The sequence below is a fragment of the Duganella aceris genome (assembly GCF_011090165.1).
Classification (GTDB): domain Bacteria; phylum Pseudomonadota; class Gammaproteobacteria; order Burkholderiales; family Burkholderiaceae_D; genus Rugamonas; species Rugamonas aceris.
Genome location: NZ_JAADJT010000009.1, coordinates 107,452 through 128,780, shown reverse-complemented (window position 1 = coordinate 128,780; position 21,329 = coordinate 107,452). Strand labels below are relative to the sequence as shown.

Below are 21,329 nucleotides of genomic sequence, written 5' to 3'. Positions count from 1 at the left end.
AACTTAACCCAGGAGAGCAGATGGACTGGACCGCTGGATACGCGTCGGATATTGAATACACGGCAGGATTTTACGCAGAGCAAGGCCCAGGCTACATCAATTTGGTTTGCGCCTTGAATGGCTACGAACCTCCCTCGCTTGGGACGCCATTTACGTATTTTGAATTGGGATTCGGGCGGGGGTTGACTGCAAGCGTGCTTGCCGCCAGCAATCCTAATGGCAGTTTTTACGCAGCGGATTTTAATCCTGCACACGTTGCCGGCGCGAATGCACTTGCTGCATCTGCTCAGCTCAAGAACTTGACATTACTGGAAAATAGTTTTGAAGAACTAGCGAAGGGCAAAGTCGGCGATCTTCCGCAGTTCGATTACATCACTCTTCACGGCATCTACACTTGGGTCACTGCCGAGAATCGCCAACATATCATTGACTTCGTCAATCGTTATCTGAAACCTGGCGGTGCCGTATACGTCAGCTACAATGCCATGCCGGGCTGGGCTAGTGGACAGCCGCTGCAGCGCTTGCTTGTGGAGTATGGTGACGCCTTCCCAAATAAGAGCAATGCGGAAATGGACGGCGCTGCTGCGTTTGTCGAGCGTTTGGTCGAGGCATCATCGGGTTACGTCGAGAACAACCCTTCAATCAAGCCTAGGCTTGACACACTGAAAACCGGCAGTCGAAATTATCTTGTGCATGAGTACATGCACAAGCATTGGCAACCTCTGTACCATGCCGATGTGGCGCGTGATTTTGCCCAGGCCAAAATGGAATTCGCAGGATCGGCTTTACTCCCGATGGCTTATCCCGCTTTGTATTTGTCGCCAGCTCGAAAAGCGGTAATGGAGACTTTCCCAGATTCTGTCATGCAAGAAACGCTGAAGGACTATATCCTGAACACGGGCTTCCGCAAGGACGTATTCGTGCGTGGCTTGCGTAAAATGAGTCCGGTACGCCATGCCGAGGTGCTGGCACAGGTCGGTGTTGCGTTGACCGTGCCACGTAGCGAGGTCAAGTTTGAGATGAAAACCGCGATCGGTACCTTCAACGGCATGTCTGAAGTATACGCCGCAGTTTGCGACGCCTTGGCCGTGCGCCCGCATTTTGTGGGAGAGCTGTTGTCATTGCCGAGCTTGAAAGGACAGAGTGTAGTCAACCTAATACAGGTAGCGGTCTTGCTGACATCCAGCGGTCAAGCGATGACATATCTGACCGGCGTAGGGAAGGCTGAACCAGCCGTCACGCAGAAGATGAATGCGGCACTGGTCAAACAGGTACGCTATAGCGACGAGTATCAAGTATTGTGTTCGCCCTTGACAGGAAACGGCGTCCTTGCAGATCTCTTTGAGCGAGTTGCCTTCGGCTTGCTATCGCAAACAAAAGGTACCGTGACGCTTGACGATTTTACGCGGCAAGTATGGCAGCATGTCAGTGCTTTGGGGCGTCGAATGATGCGGGACGGTGTCGCGCTCGACGACGAGGCAGAGAACCTTACTGAATTGCGTCCGCGTGTCGAAGCTATATTGCGCGACAAACTACCTGTCTGGAAACAGCTAAAGATGCTGTAATAGACTACTGGCGTCGAGGTTGTTAGCTTTATATAATCTGCGCTGATATTTTTGAGGGCGCGATAATGAATGAAGAGCTGGAAGTCACGGTGGACGGGATCAGCTACAAGGTGAGCGAGCTGAGCGCGGAAGCGCAGGGCCAGGTGACCAATCTGCAATTTGTCGATGCGCAGATCGTTGAGCTAAACGCCAAGCTGGCCGTGTACCAGACCGCGCGCAACGCCTACCAGGCGGCGCTGCAGCAGTTGGTGCCGCGCGCGCCGCAGTGACCACGCCTGAGGTTACTCTTTGCCGTAGCAATGCGGGCAGGATTTCTCGTACACGTATTCCGGCGCCAGTTGCTGGCGCGGGGTGACCACGGCGCGGCAGACGAAGCATTGCACGGTCTCGGTCGGTTCCAGTTTCGGATTGAGCGCGGTGCGGTAGTCGAACACGAAGCAGTCGCCGGTGTAGTGCGCGCCGCCGACTTCCTCGAAATACTTGAGGATGCCGCCTTCGAGCTGGTAGACGTTTTCATAGCCGATGTTCTGCATGTGGATCGCGGCCTTTTCGCAGCGGATGCCGCCGGTGCAGAAGGTGACCACGGTCTTGCCGTCGAAGTCGGCCTTGTGCTCGGCGATCACTTGCGGGAATTCGGTGAACTTGGCGATGCGGTAGTCGACGGTGTTGTCGAAGGTGCCGACGTCGACCTCGAAATCGTTGCGGGTGTCGACCATCACCACCGGCTTGCCGGCGTCGTCGACGCCGTTGTCGAGCCAGCGCTTGAGCGTGACGGCGTCGACGAACGGCGCGCGGCCTTCCTCCGGCTTGATCAGCGGCATGCGCATGGTGATGATTTCTTTTTTGATCTTGACCAGCATGCGCTTGTGCGACTGCTCGGCGGAATAGCTTTCCTTCACTTCCAGGTCGGCGAAGCGGACGTCGGCGCGCACCCAGGCCAGGAACTCGTCGATCTTCGCGCGCGGGCCGGACAGGAACATATTGATCCCTTCCGGCGTCAGCAGGATGGTGCCCTTCAGGTCGAGGCGCTTGCAGATGTCCTGGTACAGCGAACGCATCTCTTCGGTGTTGTCGAAGGTGATGAATTTGTAGGCGGCGATGTTGACGTGAGCGGCAGCTGCGGCGGCGATGGCGGCGGCATGCGCTTCAGCTTGTAAAGCAGTATTAGCGTGCATGATGGAGTGGGATCAAAACGGGAAAGCCGACATTATACGCGCGAATGCCGCCACCGCGCGCGGCGCCGTGTGATAATATCGACAACTATCGGTCGCCAAGGGAGTGTCGCCATGCGTAGAATCGCCGCCGCTGCGGGGTGTTTGATGATGCTTGCCGCGCCCTTCGATGCCGCCGCGCGGCAGGAGCATCACCATGCGGCCGAGGCGCTCGGTACGGTCGACTTCGGCACCTCGTGCCAGCCCGCCGTGCGGGCCGACTTCAATCGCGCGGTGGCGTTGATGCACTCGTTCCAGTTCGGTCCGGCGATCGAGGGGTTTCGCGGCGTCCTCGGGCGCGACGCCGATTGTACGATCGCCTATTGGGGCATCGCGCTGAGCAGCTGGAGCAATCCGTTCGCGGGATTCAGGTCGCCCGGCCAGCTGGCGCAGGGCCTGAAGGCGGTCGAGGCGGGGCGGGCCAAGCCGCCGGCGACGGCGCGGGAGCGGGCTTATCTCGATGCGGTGGCGCATCTGTATGTGGACAGCGCGCGCATCGCGCAGGCGACCCGCATGAACGCCTATGAAGCGGCGATGGCCAAGGTGCGCAGCGATTATCCGGACGATGTCGAAGCGCGCATCTTCGACGCGCTGGCGCTGGCGGCGGCCGCCGATCCGGCCGACAAGACCTACGCCAAGCAGCTGCAGGCCGGCGCGATGCTGGAGGCGTTGTTCGTCAAATATCCCGATCATCCTGGCCTGGCGCACTACATCATCCACGCTTACGACGAGCCGGAATTGGCGGCGCGCGCGGCGGAGGCGGCGCATCGCTATGGCGGCATCGCGCCGTCGACGCCGCACGCCCTGCACATGCCGTCGCACACCTTCACCCGCATCGGCGACTGGCAGGCGTCGATCGACACCAATATGGCCTCGGCGACGGCGGCGCGCAAGGCCGGTCAGCCGGCGGACGAGCTGCATGCCAGCGACTACATGGTCTACGCCTATTTGCAGACCGCGCAGGACGACGCGGCGCGCAAGCTGGTGCTGGCTTCGGCCGAGACGTTCAAGCGTTTCGATCCGGCCAATGCGAGCGGGGCGGCGCCGGCTTCGGCGGCGTTCTTCGCCAACGCTGCGATTCCGGCGCGCTACTGTCTTGAGCAGCGCGACTGGGCGGCGGCGATGGCGCTGGTGCCGCGCGCCAGCCCGTTTCCGTTCGCCGACGCGATCACGGTGTTCACCCGGGGCCTGGGCGCGGCGCATCTGAACAATGTGGCGCTGGCGCGGCAGTCGGTGGCCGGGCTGGCGGCGATCCGCGATCGCTTGACGGCGGCCAAGGACGGTTACTGGGCCGACCAGGCCGAGATCCAGCGGCAGGAGGTGGCGGCGCAGCTGGCGGTCGCGGAGGGCGACAACGCGCAGGCGGTGGCGATGCTGAGCCGGGCGGCGGCGATGGAGGACGTGACGGAGCTGGCGTCGATCACGCCGGGGCCGTTCGTGCCGGCGCGGGAGATGCTGGGCGAGCTGTTGCTGGAGATGTCGCAGCCGGGGCAAGCGCTGGCGCAGTTCAAGGCGACGCTGGCCAAGCAGCCCAACCGCTTCTGGTCGGTGTACGGCGCGGCGCGGGCGGCGCAGCGCGCGGGCGACGCCGCGACGGCGCGGGCTTATTTCCAACAACTACTGAGCATCGCCCCGCACGCCGACGAACCCCGCCGCGCGGCGCTGGTCGCGGCCAGCAGCGGCATCGCCGCTCTCACGCCCGGCAAATGATCGCGTGACGAATCAGATTCCTCGGCTTGAGCTCATGCACGGTAAAATAGCCGGATATTGAACCAGCAACGAGCAGCGTATGAACATGGTAGCAAACGAACAAGAAGTGGCGGCCGGCGCCGTGGTCCCTGCGGGTCCGGCCTTCGTCCATCTGCGGGTGCACTCGGAGTATTCGATCGTCGACGGCCTGGTCCGCATCGACGATCTGATCGGCGCCGCCGCCAAGGACAAGCAGGCCGCGCTGGCGGTCACCGATCTGTCCAATATGTTCGGCATGGTCAAGTTCTACAAGTCCGCGCGCGGCAAGGGCATCAAGCCCGTGGTCGGCGTCGATGTCTGGATCACCAACGACGACAACCGCGACAAGCCGTCGCGCCTGATGCTGTTCGCGAAAAACCGCATGGGCTACCTGCAGCTGTGCGAGCTGCTGTCGACCGCCTGGCTGACCAACCAATACAAGGGCCGCGCCGAGATCCGCACCGAGTGGCTGGCCGAGCTGACCCAGAAATCCTACGCGCTGCTGCCCGACGATAATCCGGCCAACGGCCTGATCGCGCTGTCCGGCGCCCACTTCGGCGACGTCGGCATCGCGATCGAGAACGGCAATCCGGCGCTGGCGGAAAAGAACGCGGAGAAGTGGTCGAAGATATTCCCCGGCCATTTCTACATCGAGATCCAGCGCGCCGGCCAGGCCAACCAGGAAGCCCAGGTGCGTCACGCGGTGGCGCTGGCCGCCAAGCTGGGCCTGCCCGTGGTGGCGACCCATCCGGTGCAGTTCATCTCGCCCGACGAATTCATCGCGCACGAAGCCCGCACCTGTATCGCCGAAGGCGAGATGCTGGCCAATAACAAGCGCGTGCGCCGCTTCAACGAGCAGATGCGCTTCATGTCGCAGCAGGAGATGCGCGAGCTGTTCCATGACCTGCCGGCCGCGCTGCAAAACTCGGTGGAGATCGCCAAGCGCTGCAACCTGACGCTGGTGCTGGGCAAACCGCAACTGCCGAACTTCCCGACGCCGCCCGGCATGACCATCGATGAATTCCTGGTGGCCGAGTCCAAGGCCGGCCTGGAGAAGCGCCTGATCGAGCTGTATCCGAACGAGGAGAAGCGCGAGAAGGAACGCCCGCGCTACGAGGCGCGGCTGAAGTTCGAGACCGACACCATCTGCAACATGAAGTTCCCCGGCTACTTCCTGATCGTGGCCGAGTTCATCCAGTGGGCGAAAGAGAACGGCGTGCCGGTCGGTCCGGGCCGGGGCTCGGGCGCGGGTTCGCTGGTGGCGTATTCGCTGCTGATCACCGACCTGGATCCGCTGAAGTACAACCTGCTGTTCGAGCGCTTCCTCAATCCCGAACGCGTCTCGATGCCCGACTTCGATATCGACTTTTGCCAGGAAGGGCGCGACCGCGTCATCCAGCACGTCAAGGATTTGTACGGCAAGGAGGCGGTCTCGCAGATCGCCACCTTCGGTACCATGGCGGCCAAGGGCGCGATCCGCGACGTCGGCCGGGTCATGGACTTCGGCTACAACTTCTGCGACGGCGTGTCGAAGCTGATTCCGTTCAAGCCGGGCAAGCCGGTCTCGATCGCCGAGGCGATCGAGGAAGAGCCGATGCTCAAGGAGCGCCAGCAGAACGAGGAGGAAGTCAGCCAGCTGCTCGACCTGGCGCAGCAGGTCGAAGGCATCACCCGTAACATCGGCATGCACGCCGGCGGCGTGTTGATCGCGCCGGGCAAGCTGACCGACTTCTGCCCGCTGTACACGCAGGGCGGCGACGGCGGCGTGGTGTCGCAGTACGACAAGGACGACGTCGAGGCCGTGGGCCTGGTCAAGTTCGACTTTTTGGGTCTGACGACCCTGACCATCCTCGACCGCGCGGTGCGCTACATCAAGGCGCTCGATCCGAAGGAGTCCGAGTTCGACCTGGCGCGCCTGCCGCTGAACGACCGCCCTTCGTACGAGCTGCTGACCAAGGCCAAGACCGTGGCCGTGTTCCAGCTGGAGTCGCGCGGCATGCAGGGCATGTTGAAGGATGCGCGTCCCGACCGCTTCGAGGACATCATCGCGCTGGTGGCGCTGTACCGTCCGGGCCCGATGGACCTGATCCCGGACTTCTGCAAGCGCAAGCACGGCGAAAAATTCGACTATCCCGATCCGCGCACCGAGTCCATTCTGTCCGAAACCTACGGCATCATGGTGTATCAGGAGCAGGTGATGCAGATGGCGCAGATCGTCGGCGGCTACTCGCTGGGCGGCGCCGACATGCTGCGCCGCGCGATGGGTAAGAAGAAGGCCGAGGAGATGGCGGAGCACCGCGAGATCTTCCGCGCCGGCGCCGCCAAGGACGGCCTGACCGCGCAGAAGGCCGACGAGATTTTCGACTTGATGGAAAAGTTCGCCGGCTACGGCTTCAACAAGTCGCACGCCGCCGCCTACGCGCTGCTGTCGTACCACACCGCCTACCTGAAGGCGCACCATCCGGCCGCGTTCATGGCGGCGAATATGTCGCTGGCGATGGACGACACCGAGAAGGTCAAGATCCTGGTCGAGGACGCGATCGACATCTGCGGCCTGACCATCCTGCCGCCGGACATCAACAAGTCCGACTACCGCTTCACGCCGGACGGCCCGCCGCCGTCGGTCACCAACAAGAAGGTGATGCAGATCCGTTACGGCCTGGGCGCCGTCAAGGGGTCGGGCCAGAACGCGATCGAGGCGATCATCGCCGCGCGCACCGCCGGCGGGCCGTTCGTCAGCCTGTTCGATTTCTGCAAGCGGGTCGACAAGAAGCAGATCAACCGCCGCACCATCGAATCGCTGATCCGCTCGGGCGCCTTCGATTGCCTCGACATCGACCGCGCCATTCTGCTGGCCTCGGTCAGCTTCGCGATGGAGTGCGCCGACCAGGAAGCCAAGGCAGCCAACCAGGTCAGCCTGTTCGGCGGCGACGATTCCGATCTGGTGGCGCCGCCGGAGTACGTCAAGGCGCCGATCTTCACCGACCGGCAGAAGCTGGCCGAGGAAAAGATCGCGCTGGGCTTTTATCTGTCGGGCCACATGTTCGATTCGTATGCGCCGGAGGCGCGCCGCTTCGCCCGCACCAAGCTGTCCGACCTGGAGCCGTCGCGCGATCCGCGCATGCTGTGCGGCGTAATCACCGGCATCCGGCCGCAGATGACGCAACGCGGCAAGATCCTGATCGTCACGCTGGACGACAAGACCGCCGTGGTCGAGGTGACCGTGTATTCCGAGGTGTTCGAAGAGAACAAGAAGATGTTCAAGGAGGACGAGTTCCTGGCCGTGGTCGGCAAGGTGTCCGAGGATCGCTTCTCGGGCGGCTTGCGGATCTCGGCCGAGAAGGTGTTCGACATCACCGCCGCGCGGGTCAGCTACGGCAAGCAGTTCGGGCTGGCGCTGCCGACCACGGTCGACGCGCGCAAGATGGCGGAGGTGTTGATGCCGCACCGTCATGCGGACGGGCTGCCGGTGTCGGCGCGCATCACGCCGCAGGGCGTCGGCTGCACCGTGCAGCTGGGCGAGGCGTGGCGCGTGGCGCCGTCGGATGAGCTGACACTGGCGCTCCAGCAACTGGGCGCCAGGGACATCGCGGTCGAATATTAAAGCTGTTCGTTCACGCCGGTGATGGCGTAACCCTTGGCGCCGATCTGTTCCAGCGGGTGCACGATGTGATAGCGCGGCAGATCGTCGCTGTCGTCGTCGACTTCCACCTTCTGGGCTTCGGGATGCCAGTCGGTGTTGGTGGCTTCTTCTGGGATGGGTTTACCTTCGGGCACGGCCAGATAGCTGTGCTTGCCCTTCGCTTCATCTCGGTAGTAAATATCCACACGCATGGCACTCTCCTTGAACGAAAAGACCATGGTAGCGGATTTTGCTATCCGAGCGCGTACTGCTCGCCGGCCGACTCCTGCACGTCTTGGTACGGCTGTTCCGCCAGCCCCGGCACCGCCGCGAAATGCGGCGCGTGCAGCGCGGCGGCGATGGCGTCCGACACCGCGCTCAGCGTCTCGTGCCGCTTGCGCGCCTCGGAACGCTTCTTCGACGCGATCACCTCCAGGTCCGGCGCGGCGATCGGGCCACACGCCAGCTGGTAATCGCCGTCGGCGCGCGGCTGCGCGTCCATCTCCTGCCACAGCGCGTCGTAGTCCGCGTGCACCTTGCCCTGGCGCGTCGCGCCGCACACCGCGCGGTTGGCGTTGCCGACCAGGCGCAGCTGCACGCAGCCGTGGTCGTGGGCGATCCGGCTCAGCAGCTTGATCATCAGGTTCTTCGGCCGCAGGCCGTGCAGCTCGCGGGTGGCGTCCTTGATCAGTTGCAGGCCGCGTTCGCCGCGCGGACCTTGCATGCAGCCGACCCCCAGCACCATGCCCTGCTCGCCGCCGAAGAAGGAAAACGCGCAGCTGTACACCAGCTCGCCGCCCTGCAGCAGTTGCAGCACCAGTTCGCCTTCCCGCTCCATCGGCTCGATGGCGCGCAGCTGCAGCTGGTAGCACAGGCCGTTCTTGCCGTCGATGGCGCCGAGCGGCACCGGGCCGCGCGCGGCGCGCACCGTCAGCGGCCCCAGGCCGAGGCTGAAGACGTGGCGATAGTGCTCGCGCAGCAATTGCACCCGCTGGGCGCAGCTCATGGTGTTGCTCAGGTAGGGACGGTAAATCTTGTAGATCAGGCGCGGACTGGCCTTGGCCAGGTCGGCGAACAGCGGATGGGAGTTCAGCAGTTGCAGCCAGCTGTCGGTGGCGCGGCCGTGCAGCCGCGAGCGCAGCGTCAGCTTGAGCGTTTCGCGTACCCGTTTCAGGCCGGCGAAACCCGCCGCGCCGGAGCGTATGGTGATTAACTGCGACATCGTGAACTTTCCGAGTTGTGCCCATCAGGCAAGTCGCGATGTTAAGGTCCATGTAACGTAATGTAAATTGGGGTAAAGGCTTACGCTTTTCCCCTAATAATCGCGGGCCGGAATTCGCCACTGTTGTATAGAGGAGATAGTGCAGGCATAAGGGTTGCCCCTAGTGGTAAAAAGAAATGCGCGATGTATTCAGGCAATGCATAATGATACATAACGATACAAAACGAACCGTATGTCCTTATCTCCGCCCCGTTATCTGGTGTTTCCCGCCTTCGTCGCGCTGTACCTGCTGTTCGACTGGGCGACGTATATCGATCCGCTGTACGGGCTGAACATCACGCCGTGGAATCCCGATCCGTCGCTGGGGCTGGTGTTCTGGCTGCGCTACGGCTGGCGCGCCGCCGGGCCGTGGTTCGTGGCGCTGTGCGCCGGCGAGATGCTGGTGCGCGGCATGCCGGCCGGGCCGGGGCTGAGCGTGCTGTTGTCGCTGTGGCTGACGGTCGGCTACGGCCTGACCGGCGCGCTGCTGCGGCGCCGCTTCGGCGTCGACGGCGTCTTCGACAACCGGGCACAGCTGTTCCAATGGGTCGGCATCGTCGCCGCCGGCACGCTGCTCAACGACGTGGTGTACATGTCGCTGCTGTCGCTGGCGGGGCTGATCCCGGCCGGGCAGTGGGGCGCGGTGGTGCTGCGCTTCGGCATCGGCGACATGGTGGGCGTGGTGGTGTCGATGCCGCTGATCTGGATGCTGGCCAGCGCGCGCGGCCGGCAACGCTTGCGCACCACGGTGTGGCGGCTGGAGACGCTGGGCTACCTGGGGCTGGCGATCTGCGTGCTGACGCTGGTGTTCGGCTCGATCGCCACCTCGGAATTCAAGCATTTCTACTTCCTGTTCCTGCCGGTGATCTGGGCCGCGTCGCGGCAAGGACTGTACGGCACGGCGCTGATGGTGTTCGTGCTGCAGGCCGGCATCGGCGCGCTGGTCAAGTGGAACCACGCGGTCGACATCGCGGTGCCGGAACTGCAGATGCTGGACGCGGTGCTGGCGCTGGTCGGCTTTTCAATCGGCATCGTGGTCGACGAGCTGCGCCGGGTGGCCGGCGACCTGAAGCAGTCGCTGCGGCTGGCGGCGGCCGGCGAGATGGCGGCCGCGCTGGCGCACGAGCTGAACCAGCCGCTGACGGCGCTGGGCGCCTACGGCAAGGCCTGCGAGTACCTGGTCGAGCGCGGCGAGGGCGGCGAGATGCTGAAGAGCGCGGTGCAACGCATGATCGCCGAGTCGGGCCGGGCGGCGGAGGTGGTGCGGCGGCTGCGCGATTTCTTCCGCACCGGCGCGATGAAGCTGGAGCCGGTCGACGCCGGGCAGCTGGTGTCGGGCATCAGCCAGCAGTTTTTCAGCCAGCTGCGCGAGCACGGGGTGGAGCTGAAGGTCGAGGACATGCCGCCGCTGGCGATGCTGGCCGACCGGCTGCAGATCGAGCTGGTGCTGCGCAACCTGCTGGCCAACGCGCTGGACGCGGTGCAGGAGCAGCCGGCCGGCGCGCGCCGCATCACGCTGTCGGCGCAGCTGCTCGACAGCAAGCGGCGCGGCAAGCAGGGCCGGGGCGGCTGCCTGCAACTGAGCGTCGAGGACAGCGGCAAGGGCGTGTCGGAGGCGCTGGCGGCGCGCTTGTTCGAACCGTTCGTCTCGTCCAAGGCGAGCGGATTGGGACTGGGCCTGGTGCTGAGCCGGGCGATTATGGAAGCGCACGGCGGCTCGCTCTGGGCCGAGGTGGGCGATCACGGAATTTTCAGAATGGCGTTGCCGCTGGCGCGCTTCGAGGGGCAGGAGAACTATGTTGCAGCATGATTTGACCGTATTCATCGTCGACGACGATCCCGCCGTGCGCGACGCGCTGGGCCTGTTGCTGGGCATCCGCGGCTACCGCACCGCCGTGTTCTCCAGCGGCGAGGCCTTCCTGCAGGGCTGGCAGCCGGCGTGGAGCGGCTGCCTGCTGGTCGACATCCGCATGTCCGGCATGGACGGGCTGACCTTGCAGCGCGAGCTGGGCGAGCGCGGCTGCCGCATCCCGGTGATCGTCATGAGCGGCCACGGCGACGTCGGCACGGCGCGGGCGGCGTTCAAGGCGGACGCGGTGGACTTCCTGGAAAAGCCGTTCGACGACGTCAAGCTGATCGGCGCCATCGACGAAGCCTTGTCGCGCGCGCGCAGCGACTACAGCGAGCAGCAGCGCCGCAACCGCAGCGCCGGCCTGCTGGCCGAGCTGACGCCGCGCGAGCGCGAGGTGATGCAGTTGGTGGTGGTGGGCCGGCACAACCGCGAGATCGGGCCGGCGCTGGGCATCAGCGTGCGCACGGTGGAGGTGCACAAGGCGCGGCTGATGAGCAAGCTGGGGGTCGACAACGTCGCCGACCTGGTGCGCATCAGCATGCAATAAGGCGGGGTCAGTTCCGGCATCGTGCCACGGGCTCAACCGTAGCGGATGCTACGGTTGAGCCCGTGGCACGATGCCGGAACTGACCCCGCCTTGCCAACCGAGGATCACGTCCAGCACCTGCTGCGGCGTGATCGCCAGCATGCACTCGCAGCGCGCCGGATCGGAGCAATGGCCGCAGGCCGTGGCGCTCACCAGATTGGTGGCGCGCTCGCCCAGCGCCGCCCAGCGCGGCGGGTCGATCGGTTTGATCGGCGGGAACAAGCCCACCACCGGCCGCCCCATCGCCGCCGCCAGATGCAGCGGTCCGGTGCCGCTCGCCACCAGGCCGTCGCAGCCGCCCACCAGCGCGGTCAGGCCGGTCAAGTCCAGCTTGCCACACACGTTCTCCACGTGCGGCAGCGCCAGCAGCGCCGGCGCTTGTTGCGCCAGCAGCTCGCCCTCGGCCGCGCTGCCGGTCAGCAGCACCCGCACACCGTCGATCTCGCCCAATAGCTTGGCCAGCGTCAGATAGTGTTGCAGCGGCCATTCGCGGCCGCTGCCGTTGGACTTGGTGTGCAGGATCAGCTTGAAGCCGGGACGCGCCAGTATGGCGTCGGCTTCGGCGTGACGCGGCGCCGTCAGGCCGTACAGCGGCCAGATGTCGCCGCGCGGCGGGATGTGGTCGACACCCAGCGGCACCAGCAGCTTGAAGCCGAGCTGCGCCTCATGCAGCCGCGCGCCGAGCGCGTCGGTACTGGTCAGGTTGACCAGGCGGTTGCAGGTGAACAAGTGGTAGACACGGCGCGTGCTGCCGACCCGGCGCTCGATGCCGGCGCGGCGCGCGGCGTACGCCAGCTCGCGCCGCGGGAACGCGAACAGCACCATGTCGCAATCAATCTTCCGCATGCCACGCGCCAGGTCCGGACCCAGTTCCTCGATGGTCAGCACCCGGTCCACATGGCGGCACTGCTGCACCACGCCGGCGGCGTAGCGGCGGCACAGGAAGACGATCTCGGCCTCCGGGTACAGCTGCTTCAGGTAGCCGGCCAGCGGCAGCGTCAGCACCACGTCGCCGATGTTGTCGGTGCGCGTGATCAGGATGCGGCGCGGCGCCGGCGCGCGGTGGCGCAGCGCCAGGCACATGCCGATCAGGCTGCACACCATCATGACGTAAAACATTTTCGGCATCATCGGCCAGAACATCACCTCGGTCAGGCCGAAGCCGATGAAGGCCGCCACCAGCACCACCCCGGCCAGCGCCAGGCCGTGCTGGCCCTGGTCCGGACGGCGCAGCTCGTTGGTGAAGTAGCGCAGCGGCGCGCCATACATCAGCAGCAGCAGCGCCGCGTCCAGCACGCCGCCGGTGGCCAGCGCGTGCAGCAGGTCGTTGTTGCCGTTGCCGTAGCCCAGCGCCGGCGACGCCGGCAGGCGGCCCGCGGCGGCCAGCGCCTGCAGCGCGGCGGCGAAGTTGTCGCGCCCCACGCCCAGCCACGGATGTTCGGCGAACATCAGCAGCGACGCGCGCCACAGTTCCAGCCGCACCCCCATCGGGCTGGCGACCACGCCGCCGTCCAGGTAGCGCTGGATGTCGGCCAGCGCCAGCGCGGTGCGGTAAGCCATGCCGGTGGCCGGCAGCGCGAACGCCAGCGCCACCAGGGCCAGCATGAGGGCGCACGGCAGCAGCAGCTGTCTGCCGTACAGGCGCCGGCCGTAGCGCAGCAGCGCGATCAGCGCCAGCGGCGGCGCCAGCCAGCCGCCGCTGGCGCCCGACAACACCCAGGCCAGCGCGCCGGCCAGCAGGGCCAGGCCCGGCAGCCAGCGCAGCCGCGCCAGACGCGGATCGCGGAACGCCGACAGGCCGCACACCGCCATCAGGCCCGAGGCCAGCGCCAGGTCGCCGAAGGCGATGTCGTGGTGGGTGAAGCCGACCGCCTGCCGCATGTCGCCGCTGAGCACCTGCCAGGCGGCGATCGCCGCGCCCAGCAGCGTGGTGACGCACAAGCCCAGCCAGAAATACCGGATGCGCGGCCGCAGGCAATACATGACGCCGATGCAGGTCAGGCCGAACAGCAGCCGCGACGGCCCGTCCAGCGCGCGCAGCGGCTGGTGCTCCAGCAGCATGCGCCCCAGCGACACCAGGAAATACAGCAAAAACGCCAGCGTCACGCCGGACAGTTCGCCCCAATGCTGCAAGTGCCCGCGCACCACCGTGCGCAAATAGCGCATGAAAATCAGCAGGATCACGCACTGGACCAGGCCCAGCCCGTCCTTGCTGGTCAGCGCCAGCGCCGGCAGCGCGAACAGCAGGGTCGAGGAGTACGGGCTGCCGCGTTCGGGCATGAACGCCGGGTCGCGGGTCGTCATGGGCTGCACTCCGCGAGTGGACGGCATTGCCGCAGCAATCCCTTGACCGCGCGCACGGTGCGGTCGGCGGCGCGTTGCAGCACGATGGCGCGGTTGCTGTTTTCCTGGTCGCGCGCGTTCTCCCGGTGCCACAGGTGCAGCACTTCGGTGGCGTAGGCGCCGTCCTTGCGCATCACGCCGGCGTTGAACAGCCTGACCACCAGGTCGGAATCCTCATGGCCCCAGCCCAGAAAACTCTCGTCGAAGCCGTTCACCAGCTCCAGGTCGCTGCGCCAGACCGCCAGATTGCAGCTCTTGATGCGGCGCCAGCTGAAGCGCCGGCTGGTGCGGCCCACGTCGGGCAGGGTCAGCAGCAGCGGCAGCACTTTGTTGAGCTCGCCCCTGCCGCGCCACGCCAGCTTGTCCGCCATGCCGAGGCATTGCACGTCCAGATGCCGGCTCAGCACCCGCTGCGTGGCTTGTTCATTGAGCAAGATGCGGCTGCCCTGCACCAGATAGCCGCGTTGCGCCAGCTTGCGGTGCTGGCTGATAAAATTGCGCTGCGGCACGCAGTCGCCGTCAAGGAAGATGATGTAGTCGCCTCGCGCGTCCAAGGTGCCGAGGTTGCGCGCGCGCGCGGCGCGGAAACCGAGGTCTTCCTGCCAGACGTGACGCAGCGGCAGCGGCGAGCGCGCCTGCAGCGCGGCCACCGCCTGCTGTGTGTTGTGGCCGGAGCCGTCATCAGCGATAATGATTTCGAACCTCTGGTCGTCCTGGGCAAAACACGCCTCGACCACGGCGATCAGCGCATCCGGCCGGTTGTAGGTGGTGATGATGACAGAAATATTGGCGGATGACATGTTGCAATAAAAGATAATCGTGAATGAATAATACCCTAGCCAAGTCCCCCGCCAGTACTGTCCTTGTCCACAGCCTGATTTTCCTGCTTCCTTTCCTGGTGTTGATCACCAATTTCGGGGTGGGGCTGTGCAGTTTCGCCTTTTTACTGGCCGCCATCGTCCACCGCCGCGAGGGCTGGCCGGCATTGCTGCGCCATCTTACTGAGATTCGCGGCGTATTGATAGCTTTCGGCGCGGTGCTGCTGCTGGGGCTGGTGGTGCTGGCGCTGCGCGACGACGCCCGCCTGCGCGACGTCGAGAAGCCGATCCGCATGTTCGCCGCCGTCACGGTGACGCTGACGGTGCTGGCCTGCCGGCCCAGCCGCAAGGCGCTGTGGTGGGGCCTGATCGCCGGCACCTGCGCCGGCTGCGTGTTCATCGTCTATCAGCGCTGGGGCATGGGCATCGATCGCCCGGGCGGCTTGATCAATTCCATCACCTTCGGCGACATCATGCTGTGCATGGGCCTGATGTGCCTGGCCGGCATGCTGGATTTCTCCGGCCGCGCCGCGATCTGGCCCGGCATCGGCGCGCTGGCCGGCCTGATCGGCTCGATCGCCACCGGCACCCGCGGCGGCTGGATCGCGGTGCTGTTGTCCAGCCTGCTGCTGCTGCGCCACGGCCACGTGCTGCGCGGCCGCCTGCGCAAGGGTCTGGCGCTGCTGGGTCTGGCCTTGTTGGTGAGCACTTACTTTGTCCCGCAGACGGGCGCCCGCGACCGCATCGACCAGGGCATCAGCGATGTGCGGCAATACCTCGGCGGCGGCGAAACCTACACCAACGTCGGCATCCGCTTCGAGCTGTGGCGCGCGGCGGCGAAGGTGATCCGGCACCACCCGCTGCTGGGCGCCAGCGGACCGACGGTGCGGGCGGAGATGGAGCAGCTGGTGGCGGACGGCCAGGCCCACCCCTACGTGCTGGAGTTCGAGCACTTCCACAACGACATCCTGCAGGCGCTGGTGTTCGGCGGCGTGATCGGGCTGATCGCCTGGAGCCTGACGCTGCTGCTGCCGTTCCTGTTTTTCCTCAAGCAGATGCGGAAGGAAAAATGCGCCCGCAACGCGCCGGCGCTGGCCGGCATGCTGCTGGTGCTGAGTTACTTCAGCTTCGGCCTGACCGAGGTGATCTTCTGGTCGGTGCTGAGTAATATGTTCTACGCGATGATGCTGTTCCTGCTGGCCGGATTGTGCCTGAACGCGAAGGAGGAGCAGCCATGAGCGCACCACGCATCCTGGTGATTTCCCCCAACTGGATCGGCGACGCGGTGATGGCGCAGCCCTTGCTGCAATTGCTGCGCGCGGACCATCCCGACGCCGTGATCGACGTGCTGGCGCCGCCGGCGGTGTCGCCGGTGTGGCGCCACGCGGCGGAGGTGGCCGAGGTGCTGGAGACGCCGTTCCGCCACGGCGCGCTGCAGCTGAAGCAGCGCTGGAAGTACGCGCGCCTGCTGAAGCGGCGCGGCTACGCGGCGGCCTACATCCTGCCCAACACCATCAAGTACGCGCTGATCCCCTGGCTGGCCGGGATCCGGCGCCGCGTCGGCTACAAAGGCGAGAGCCGGCATGGCCTGATCAACATCATGCACCACGACGAAACGCCGCCGCGGCCGATGGTGGCGTTCTACGCGGCGCTGGCGGCGGCGCCGGTGGCGGAGCAGGGCGCCGCCGCGCGCGCCGCGCTGCCGCGTCCCAAACTGGTGGTGAGCGCGGCGCAGATCGCCGCCGTCGGCGAGCGCACCGGCATCGCCGCCGCGCGGCCGCTGGTGGCGTTCGCGCCGGGCGCGGAATTCGGCGGCGCCAAGCGCTGGCCGGCGCGCCACTTCGCCGGCCTGGCGCAGGCGATTTTGGCGCGCGATCCGTCGACCCAGATCGCCTTGCTCGGCTCCCCCAAGGACCAGGAAGCCTGCGCCGAGGTGGCGGCGGCGCTGCCGGCCGGGGCGGCGGTGTTCAATCTCGCCGGCGTCACCAGCCTGGCCGAGGCGTTCGCGCTGATCGCCCGCAGCGCGGCGGTGGTGGCCAACGATTCCGGCCTGCTGCATATCGCCTCGGCGCTGAACCGCCCGGTGGTGGCCTTGTACGGCCCCACCGATCCGGATCACGCGCCGCCGTTTTCCGATCTGGCGGCGTCGATCTCCTTGCGTCTCGACTGCTCGCCGTGCAAGCAGCGCGAGTGCCCGCTGGGGCATCAGGATTGCATGGTCAAGATGACGCCGCAATTGGTGTGGCAAAGCCTGCAACCGATGCTGCCGGTTTTTGCTGTATAAAGCAGTAATCCCTTGTCCCGGCGCTCGCGGCCCACTTCGGCATGACTAAACGATATTCCATCACCTTCTGGGCTACCGTCTTTGTCGGCGCGGTGTGCCTGTCGCTGATCGTGGTCGACGTCTGGCGCAGCATCAACGCGCGCAGCGGCCAGTTGCAGGAAATGGAGCGGCTCAGCTCCAACGTCGCGCGCGCCATGGCGCAGCAGGCCGACGACACCATCAAGGCGGCCGACACCGCGCTGGCCGATATCGTCGAACGCCTGGAGACCGAAGGCAAGGCGCCGCTGCGGCTGGACCGCGTGCACCGGCAGATGCAGGCGCAGGTGGCCAACCTGCCGCAGCTGGTGGGATTGTTCGTCTACGACGAGCAGGGACGGTGGATCGTCAACTCGCGCGAGGTCTCGGGCGAGCAGACCTTCAACAACGCCGACCGCGAATACTTCATCTACCACAGCGCGCACGCGGAGCGCGGCCCGCATGTCGGCGATCCGGTGATCAGCCGCTCCAGCGGCAAGTGGATCATGCCGGTGTCGCGCCGCATCGACAAGCCGGACGGCAGCTTCGGCGGCGTCGCGCTGGCGACGCTGGACATCGATTACTTCCGCCGCTTTTACCAAAGCTTCGACATCGGCAGGCGCGGCGCGGTGGCGCTGATCGCCAACAGCGGCACGCTGATGCTGCGCCAGCCCTACGACGGCAACCGGGTCGGCATGCGGATGAACGACACGCCGCTGTTCCGCGAATACATCGGCCGCAGCGGCGACGCGCGCGTCGGCAGCGCCAACTTCGCCTCGTCCAACGACGGCGAGATGCGGCTCAACAGCTTCCGCCCGCTGGAACACTATCCGCTGTTCGTGACGGCGGCGCTGTCGCGCGAGGAGATGCTGGAGCGCTGGCGGCGCGACACCTTCATGCGCTCGGTCGGGGTGGTGCTGCTGGCGGCGCTGATGGGGTATTTCGGCAAGCGGCTGGTGGGCCAGATCAAGCTGCGCGAGCAGGCCGAGACGGAATTGCGCAAGGCGCGCGACGCGCTGGAAAGCGTCAACCGCACGCTGGAGCGGCAGGCGATGCAGGACGGCCTGACCGGGCTGGCCAACCGGCGCCAGTTCGACGTCACGCTGGGCAATGAGTTCAGCCGCGCCATGCGCCACGAGACCACGCTGGCCTTCATCATGATCGACGTCGACTACTTCAAGCAGTACAACGACGTCTACGGCCACAGCGCCGGCGACGAGGTGCTGCGCGCGGTCAGCAAATTGATCCGCGCGCTGACGCCGAAGCGGCCGGGCGACCTGACCGCGCGCTACGGCGGCGAGGAGATCGGCATCCTGCTGCCCAACACCGACATCGACGGCGCCCACGCGGTGGCGGAGCGCATCCGCCGCGCCATCGAGGAGCTGCGCATGCCGCACAGCGGCAGCAGCTACGGCTTCGTCAGCATCAGCGCCGGCGTAGCGACCATCGCGCCCAAGCGCGGCATGCATTTGGCGCCGGTGCTGGTGGAGGCGGCCGACAAGGCGCTGTACGCCGCCAAGTCGGCGGGCCGCAACCGCGTGTGTCTAGCGGCCCAGGACGCGCCGGCCGGCACGATCGTCGGCTAACAGCGGCGCGGCGCGCGGCCCGCCCGCCGCCGGCGCCGCCAGCATCGCCGCCGTGCGCGCGTCGAGCTTGAACACGCTGACCACCTGCGCCTGACTGGCCGCCTGCTCCTTCAACGATTCCGCCGCCGCCGCGGCCTGCTCCACCAGCGCCGCGTTCTGCTGCGTGACCGTGTCCATCTGGCTGATCGCATGGTTGATCTGTTCGATGCCGGCGATCTGCTCGTCGCTGGCGGAGGTGATGTCGGCCATGATGTCGGTCACGCGCTGGATGCTGTCGACGATGTCGCCCATGGTCTGTCCGGCCTCGGCGACCAGGCGCGAACCGTCGTCGACATCGGCCACCGACGCGGTGATCAGCTCCTTGATTTCCTTGGCGGCGGCGGCCGAGCGCTGCGCCAGGTTGCGCACCTCGGAGGCCACCACCGCGAAGCCGCGTCCCTGCTCGCCGGCGCGCGCCGCCTCGACGGCGGCGTTCAAGGCCAGGATGTTGGTCTGGAACGCGATGCCGTCGATGACCGAGATGATGTCGACGATCTTGCGCGACGAGTTGTTGATGCTGCCCATGGTGTCGACCACCTGCGAGACGATGGCGCCGCCCTTGGTCGCCACGTCGGAGGCGCTGCGCGCCAGCGTGTTGGCCTGGCGCGCGTGGTCGGCGTTTTGCTTGACGGTACCGGTCAGCTGTTCCATCGACGACGCGGTTTCCTCCAGCGAGCTGGCTTGCTGTTCGGTGCGCGACGACAGGTCCTGGTTGCCGCGCGCGATTTCGCCGGAGGCGGTGGCGATGGTGTCGGTGCCGCGCCGCACCTCGCCGACGATATTGAGCAGGCTTTGGTTCATGTCGCCCAGCGCCTGCAGCATCTGTCCGGTCTCGTCGCGCGAGGTCGAGGCGATGTGGGTGCTCAAATCGCCGGCGGCGACGCTGCGCGCGATCCGCACCGCATGCGTCAGCGGGCCGACGATGCTGCGGCTCAGGATCCACGCCAGCAGCGCCGCCAGCGTGATGGTCAGCAGGCCGCCGATGACGATGGTGTTGGCGGTCAGGCTTTGCAGCGAGGTGGCGTCGGCGGCGCGCTGCGCCAGCAGGCCGGATTCGGCGTCGCTGATCTCCTTCAGCAGCGCGCGCATGCTGTCCATGCCGGCGCGGCCGTGGCCTTCCCGCTCGAACGACAGCAGCGGATCGATGCTGGCGCCGTCGTTGGCCTTGTCGCGCATCGCCAGCGCCGGCGCCACCGCCTTGGCGTACCACGCCTGCTGCGCCTCGCCCAGCTTGCGCAAGCGTTCCTGCTGCGCGGGATTGTCCGCCGTGAGCTTGCGCGCCTGCGCCAGGTGCGCGCCGAAGCCGGCTTGTCCGGTCTTCAGCGGCGCCAGCGACGCCGCTTCGCCGGTCAGCGCGTAACCGCGTTCGCCGGTCTCCATGTTCAGCAGGCTTTCGAGCAGGGCCTGGGTCTCGGCCATCACTTCGTGGGTGTGGTTGTTCCAGCCGTTGGCCTGCGCCAGCCGCGTGAAGTTGGTGTAGGCGCTGCCGAGCAGGATGGCGAGGATGAACACCACCGCGCCGAAGCCGAGATACAGTTTGCGGCTGATGCCGAAGTCGGAGAATCGCATGTTGATACCCTTCCGTTTTTGCGGGTGACAGGGAAGATCAGCTGACCAATGTAGCACGCGGCAGGGGCGCGAAAATACGCGCTTTGTTGCGCGCCGAGTTGCGCGCGTTGGCGGCTCAGCGCGGCTCAGCGGGCCGCCAGCTGCCGCAGGGCCTCGCGCGCCACCGCCGGTTCGACCAGGTGGGCGCCGTCGAACTGCGCGTAGCGCACCTCGTAGCCTTCGCCGGCCAGGCGCTGGGCGATGGCGTGGCCGCGCGCCACCGGCAGCACCGGGTCGGCGTCGCCGTGGGCGACGAACACGCGCGGCCGGCCCTCGCGCCGCAGCGGCGCCATGAAGCCGGGCGAGAACGCTAGGATGTCGGAGAACAGCGCGCCGTTCATCAGGCCCACCGACAGCGCGTAGGAGGCGCCGTCGGAAAAGCCGGCGATGGCGATGTGGCGCGGGTCGACGTCGTAGCGCTGCATGGTCCACAGCAGCGCGCGGTCGATGAAGGAAAGGTCGGCGCCGAAGCCGCCGCGCAGCACGTCCCAACTGGTCGACAGCGCGTCCGGGATCAGCAGCAGCGAGCCGCGATGCATCGCGTCGGCCAGCGCGACGATGTCGCCGCCGCCATGCCGGCCGCCGGCGCCGTGCAGCAGCACCAGCAGGCGCGCGGGAAGGCCGTCGGCGCGCGGCGGCGGCACATGCAGCAGCGCGCGGCGGCCGTCGGGGAAGGTGAGTTGGTGGGTACCGCCCTGCGGCGGCGCCGGCGAGTGCGGCGTGCGCAGGGAGGTCGGGATCGGACGGGCGTGCAGCCGGCCGTCGCTGTAGGGCGATGGCGCGGCGGGCGGCTGCATGAGGTCACCCGCCG

16 protein-coding genes are annotated in these 21,329 nt (G+C 66.4%); 9 read left to right on the top strand and 7 right to left on the bottom strand.

All coding sequences use genetic code 11. The annotated features are described in order from the left end of the window. The first annotated feature begins 20 nt into the window (after nucleotides 1-20). Together GW587_RS20015 and GW587_RS20010 are read left to right on the top strand one after the other, a co-directional pair. Nucleotides 21-1,565: a class I SAM-dependent methyltransferase gene (locus GW587_RS20015; protein WP_166106367.1), complete on the top strand. Its 1,545-nt coding sequence runs from the start codon at nucleotides 21-23 to the stop codon at nucleotides 1,563-1,565. 65 nt (nucleotides 1,566-1,630) lie between these two features. Further along, nucleotides 1,631-1,834: a DUF6447 family protein gene (locus GW587_RS20010; protein ID WP_166106366.1), complete on the top strand. Its 204-nt coding sequence runs from the start codon at nucleotides 1,631-1,633 to the stop codon at nucleotides 1,832-1,834. 12 nt (nucleotides 1,835-1,846) lie between these two features. Here GW587_RS20010 and GW587_RS20005 read toward each other — a convergent pair whose 3' ends face one another. Beyond that, nucleotides 1,847-2,740 carry a sulfurtransferase gene (locus GW587_RS20005; protein ID WP_166106365.1) on the bottom strand — a complete coding sequence of 298 codons (894 nt, stop codon included), beginning with the start codon at nucleotides 2,738-2,740 and terminating at the stop codon, nucleotides 1,847-1,849. Between the two features lie 111 nt (nucleotides 2,741-2,851). Between GW587_RS20005 and GW587_RS20000 the strand changes: the two genes are divergently transcribed. Beyond that, nucleotides 2,852-4,486 carry a tetratricopeptide repeat protein gene (locus GW587_RS20000; RefSeq protein WP_166106364.1) on the top strand — a complete coding sequence of 545 codons (1,635 nt, stop codon included), beginning with the start codon at nucleotides 2,852-2,854 and terminating at the stop codon, nucleotides 4,484-4,486. A gap of 79 nt (nucleotides 4,487-4,565) precedes the next feature. Beyond that, entirely contained in the window at nucleotides 4,566-8,108 is a 3,543-nt protein-coding gene (gene dnaE / locus GW587_RS19995) for a DNA polymerase III subunit alpha (protein ID WP_166106363.1), read from the top strand. Here dnaE and GW587_RS19990 read toward each other — a convergent pair. Both GW587_RS19990 and GW587_RS19985 read right to left on the bottom strand, forming a co-directional pair. Next, a complete protein-coding gene (locus GW587_RS19990) occupies nucleotides 8,105-8,338 on the bottom strand; it encodes a DUF6139 family protein (protein ID WP_166106362.1) in 234 nt (77 codons plus the stop codon). The two genes, dnaE and GW587_RS19990, sit on opposite strands and share 4 nt — an antisense overlap. 41 nt (nucleotides 8,339-8,379) lie before the next feature. Beyond that, nucleotides 8,380-9,348 (bottom strand): VirK/YbjX family protein, encoded by a 969-nt coding sequence (locus GW587_RS19985; RefSeq protein ID WP_166106361.1) that lies wholly within the window; start codon nucleotides 9,346-9,348, stop codon nucleotides 8,380-8,382. A gap of 232 nt (nucleotides 9,349-9,580) precedes the next feature. Here GW587_RS19985 and GW587_RS19980 point away from each other — a divergent pair, with 232 nt between their 5' ends. Together GW587_RS19980 and GW587_RS19975 are read left to right on the top strand one after the other, a co-directional pair. Continuing rightward, entirely contained in the window at nucleotides 9,581-11,197 is a 1,617-nt protein-coding gene (locus tag GW587_RS19980; protein WP_166106360.1) for an ATP-binding protein, read from the top strand. Next, nucleotides 11,184-11,786, top strand: coding sequence for a response regulator transcription factor (locus GW587_RS19975; RefSeq protein ID WP_229259561.1), 603 nt, complete (start codon nucleotides 11,184-11,186; stop codon nucleotides 11,784-11,786). Before GW587_RS19980 ends, GW587_RS19975 begins: the two co-directional genes overlap by 14 nt. A gap of 48 nt (nucleotides 11,787-11,834) precedes the next feature. On the opposite strand, the gene GW587_RS19970 is transcribed toward GW587_RS19975, so the two are convergent. Together GW587_RS19970 and GW587_RS19965 are read right to left on the bottom strand one after the other, a co-directional pair. Continuing rightward, nucleotides 11,835-14,129: a glycosyltransferase family 9 protein gene (locus GW587_RS19970; protein ID WP_229259559.1), complete on the bottom strand. Its 2,295-nt coding sequence runs from the start codon at nucleotides 14,127-14,129 to the stop codon at nucleotides 11,835-11,837. Further along, nucleotides 14,126-14,968, bottom strand: coding sequence for a glycosyltransferase family 2 protein (locus GW587_RS19965; protein WP_166106359.1), 843 nt, complete (start codon nucleotides 14,966-14,968; stop codon nucleotides 14,126-14,128). Before GW587_RS19965 ends, GW587_RS19970 begins: the two co-directional genes overlap by 4 nt. Before the next feature lie 23 nt (nucleotides 14,969-14,991). On the opposite strand from GW587_RS19965, the gene GW587_RS19960 reads away from it, so the two are divergent. Genes GW587_RS19960 through GW587_RS19950 form a run of 3 tightly spaced genes read left to right on the top strand, consistent with a single transcriptional unit; the run spans nucleotide 14,992 to nucleotide 18,871 of the window. Beyond that, nucleotides 14,992-16,224 carry an O-antigen ligase family protein gene (locus GW587_RS19960; protein ID WP_166106358.1) on the top strand — a complete coding sequence of 411 codons (1,233 nt, stop codon included), beginning with the start codon at nucleotides 14,992-14,994 and terminating at the stop codon, nucleotides 16,222-16,224. Continuing rightward, nucleotides 16,221-17,270, top strand: a complete 1,050-nt coding sequence (gene waaF, locus GW587_RS19955; protein ID WP_166106357.1) for a lipopolysaccharide heptosyltransferase II — start codon at nucleotides 16,221-16,223, stop codon at nucleotides 17,268-17,270. The genes GW587_RS19960 and waaF overlap by 4 nt, the downstream gene beginning before the upstream one ends. A gap of 41 nt (nucleotides 17,271-17,311) precedes the next feature. Then, nucleotides 17,312-18,871 carry a sensor domain-containing diguanylate cyclase gene (locus GW587_RS19950; RefSeq protein WP_166106356.1) on the top strand — a complete coding sequence of 520 codons (1,560 nt, stop codon included), beginning with the start codon at nucleotides 17,312-17,314 and terminating at the stop codon, nucleotides 18,869-18,871. Here GW587_RS19950 and GW587_RS19945 read toward each other — a convergent pair. Together GW587_RS19945 and GW587_RS19940 are read right to left on the bottom strand one after the other, a co-directional pair. Next, on the bottom strand, nucleotides 18,830-20,479 hold the full coding sequence (locus tag GW587_RS19945) for a methyl-accepting chemotaxis protein (RefSeq protein ID WP_166106355.1): 1,650 nt from the start codon (nucleotides 20,477-20,479) through the stop codon (nucleotides 18,830-18,832). The genes GW587_RS19950 and GW587_RS19945 overlap by 42 nt on opposite strands. 125 nt (nucleotides 20,480-20,604) lie before the next feature. After that, complete coding sequence (locus tag GW587_RS19940; RefSeq protein WP_166106354.1) at nucleotides 20,605-21,315, bottom strand: alpha/beta hydrolase; 711 nt, start codon at nucleotides 21,313-21,315, stop codon at nucleotides 20,605-20,607. Nucleotides 21,316-21,329 lie beyond the last annotated feature (14 nt).